Below are 3,131 nucleotides of genomic sequence, written 5' to 3'. Positions count from 1 at the left end.
ACCCTCCCCGTGCCCTGCCGCACCCCCTCACCCAGATGGCCCACACGACCGACGCGGCCGCCGTGCCGGACCGCGACGAGCCGCCCGCTCTCCAACTCCTGCGTCACAGAATGGAGTTGACGACCTCGGAGGACGAGCGCACGACCACCGGCCGGCGGCTGGCCGCGGCGCTCGCGAGCGCCGGCCGACATCCGGAGGCACTACGGCTGCTTCGCGGTCTGACGGAGGCCTCTGCCGATGGAGAGTCGGCGACGCACACCGGAGCCGTGGCCGTGGACGCCCTGCTCACCACGCTCGCCCACGGTGACACCGCAGCCGAGGGGCGCGAAACGCTCGTCGCGGGGAGTTTCGCGGACGCCCACGCGGTGACCTCGGTGCGGCACCACGCCGCGCTGCTGGCGTTACGGGAGGCGCTGGTCGGCGAGAATCCGCGGCGGGCAGGCGAGGCCGCCCGGACCGCGCTGACCTGCGGGCTCCACCCGGCCGACGACGAGTCCGGAATCCACGGCGTCGCGCTCCTGGTACTCGGCTGGGCCGGAGAACCCGGCGCCGCTCTCGACCACGCCGACTCGGCCGTCGCCTGTCACGGCCACCTCGCCGACCGACCCCACCACCTGGCGCACGCGCTCACCCTGAGAGCGAGCCTGAGCCACCGCCTCGGGCGGCTCGACGAGGCCCGTGCCGACGCCTCGGCGGCCCTCGACACGGCAGCCGGAGCCGAGCCCGTCCAGCGGCTGGGCACCTGCCCCGTGCTGCCGACCGCCGTCCTGGTGGAGGCGCTTGTCGACCTCGGACGGCTCGACGAGGCGGAGCGGGCCCTGACGGCAGCCGGGGCGCACGGCGCGCTCGACGGACGCTGGGGACACGACCACACACTCTTCGCGCGGGCCCGGCTGCACGCGGCGCGAGGCCGGCTCGCCGATGCCGCCGCGGACTTCGCGGCGTGCGGCGCGCGGGGCACGGACCGGGGGACCGCCGGACCGCTCTTCCACCGCTGGCGCTCGGGGGCGGCCCTGGTCCGCGTCGGGCTCGGCGATTCACGCGGTGCGCGGACGCTCGCCGCGGAGGAACGGGAACTGGCCCTCGCCTCGGGCGTGCCCGAACTCGTCGGCCACGCGCTGCGGGTCGACGCGGCCGTGTCGCCGGGGGAAGCCGCCCTCGACCGGCTGCGGGAAGCGGTGGAACTCCTCCGGGAGACCGGGGCGCAGCTGTGGTTCGCGGAAGCGCTGGTCGACCTCGGCAGACGGCTGGCCGGGGAGTCGGACGCCTCCGCCGCCCGCGCCGCGCTGCGGGAGGCACTCGACGTGGCGCGGGAGTGCGGTGCCGAACCGGTCGCGTCCGCCGCGGCACGCGCACTGGGCGAACTCGGCGACCGTCCGCGCGCCCGCGCGTTCCACGGCTACGCCGCCCTGACGCCGGCGGAGCTGCGAGTGGCCAGGCTGGCGGCCGACGGCATGACAAACCGCCAGATCGCCGGCCACCTGTTCGTCAGCCTGCGGACGGTGGAGATGCACCTGACGAACACCTACGCGAAGCTGGACTCCCCCGGCCGGCGCGGGCTGGCGGCCGCACTCGCGGCCGGCGCGCCCGCCTCACCGCGTCCCGATCCGCGGGCCCGCGCACGCTAAAGGCGTTCGAAGCCCCGGACGCGTTCCCAGTCGGTCACCGCGCTCTCGAAGGCGGCCAGTTCCGTCCTGGCGGCCTGCGCGTAGTGGGCGACGGTCTCCTTGCCGAAGACCTCGTTTGCCAGGGCGCTGCTCTCCCAGCGGTGCAGCGCCTCGGTGAGGGTGCTCGGCAGCCTCGGCACGGTCGGGTCCGCCAGGGCGTTGGCGCGGTGCGGCTCGGGCAGCGGGAGCCGGTTCTCGATGCCGTACAGGCCGGCGGCCACGACCGCGGCGACGGCCAGGTAGGGGTTGGCGTCACCGCCGGGCACCCGGTGCTCGATGCGCAGGGAGTGGCCGGAGCCGACGACCCGTACCGGGCAGGTGCGGTTGTCCCGGCCCCAGCCGATGCCGGTGGGGGCGAACGCGCCGGGCTGGAGCCGCTTGTAGGAGTTGACGTTCGGCGCCATCAGCAGGGTGAAGTCGGCGAGGGCGTCGAGCTGCCCGGCGACGAAGTGGCGCATCAGTTCCGACATGCCGTCCGGGTCGTCGGGGTCGGCGAGGACCGCGCCGCCGCCGGTGTCGCGCAGCGAGAGGTGGACGTGGCAGGAGTTGCCCTCGCCGGTGTCGAACTTCGGCATGAAGGTCAGCGCCCGACCCTCCTGCGCGGCGATCTCCTTGGCGCCGTTCTTGAAGAGGACGTGGTTGTCGCAGGTGCGCATCGCCTCGTCGTAGCGGAAGACGATCTCGTACTGGCCGGGGTGCACCTCGGCGCGGGCGGTCTCCATCCGCAGGCCGGCGCGGACCATCTCCCGGCGGATGCGGCGCACCAGCGGCTCCACGCCCGACAGTCCCTGGAGCGCGTAGTCCACGTTGTAGCGGGTGGCGGGGGTGAGGTCGTGGTAGCGGCGGTCCCAGGACTGCTGGTAGTCCTCGTTGAAGACCAGGAACTCCAGCTCCGTTCCGGCGTAGGCGGCCAGGCCTCGTTCGGCGAGCCGGTCGAGCTGCTGCCGCAGGACGTGGCGGGGAGCGACGGCGACAGGCGTGCCGTCGTGCCAGGTGGCGTCGGCGAGCACCAGCGCCGTGCCCTCGTCCCAGGGCAGGGTGCGCTGGGAGGCCGGGTCGGGGCGCAGCGTGAAGTCGCCGAAGCCGCTGTTCCAGGCGTCGATGGCGTAGCCGGGGCCGGTGTCCATCTCGACGTCGGTGGCCAGCAGGTAGACGCAGGCGTCGAAGCCGTGCTCGGCGGCCTCGTTGAGGAAGTGGTCGGCGGCCAGTCGGCTGCCCTGGAGTCGGCCCTGGAGGTCGGGGACGGCGACGATGACCTCCTGGACACGGCCGGCGGCGATCTCGGCGCGCAGCCGCTCGTAGGGATCGGGCGTCGTCCCGCCGGGGCGGGCGGTGGTGGTGGTGTTCATCGACGCACCTCGGCGTTCTGGTCGCTCTGCTCGTTCTGTTCGTTCGGGGAGTGCTTCGGGGAGTGCTTCGGGGCGTGCTGGTCGGTTCGGGGGCCCGGCAGGGTGGCCGTCACGG

At 74.5% G+C, this 3,131-nt stretch carries 2 protein-coding genes; one reads left to right on the top strand and one right to left on the bottom strand.

Going from position 1 to position 3,131, the window contains the following annotated elements; all coding sequences use genetic code 11:
• Positions 1-1,628: helix-turn-helix transcriptional regulator (locus tag FNX44_RS25440; RefSeq protein WP_228450217.1), on the top strand; the 1,628-nt coding region annotated here is incomplete at its 5' end.
• Here FNX44_RS25440 and FNX44_RS25435 read toward each other — a convergent pair.
• Positions 1,625-3,016: a glutamine synthetase family protein gene (locus FNX44_RS25435; RefSeq protein ID WP_143651332.1), complete on the bottom strand. Its 1,392-nt coding sequence runs from the start codon at positions 3,014-3,016 to the stop codon at positions 1,625-1,627. The two genes, FNX44_RS25440 and FNX44_RS25435, sit on opposite strands and share 4 nt — an antisense overlap.
• Positions 3,017-3,131: the final 115 nt, after the last annotated feature.

Origin of the sequence: Streptomyces alkaliterrae (assembly GCF_007097205.2) — a bacterium.
Classification (GTDB): Bacteria; Actinomycetota; Actinomycetes; order Streptomycetales; family Streptomycetaceae; genus Streptomyces; species Streptomyces alkaliterrae.
This window is presented reverse-complemented; position numbering and strand designations above follow the sequence as displayed.

Coding starts and splice junctions, on each gene's coding strand:
- FNX44_RS25435 (WP_143651332.1), bottom strand. CDS start 3,016: ATGAACACCACCACCACCGCCCGCCCCGGCGGGACGACGCCCGATCCC.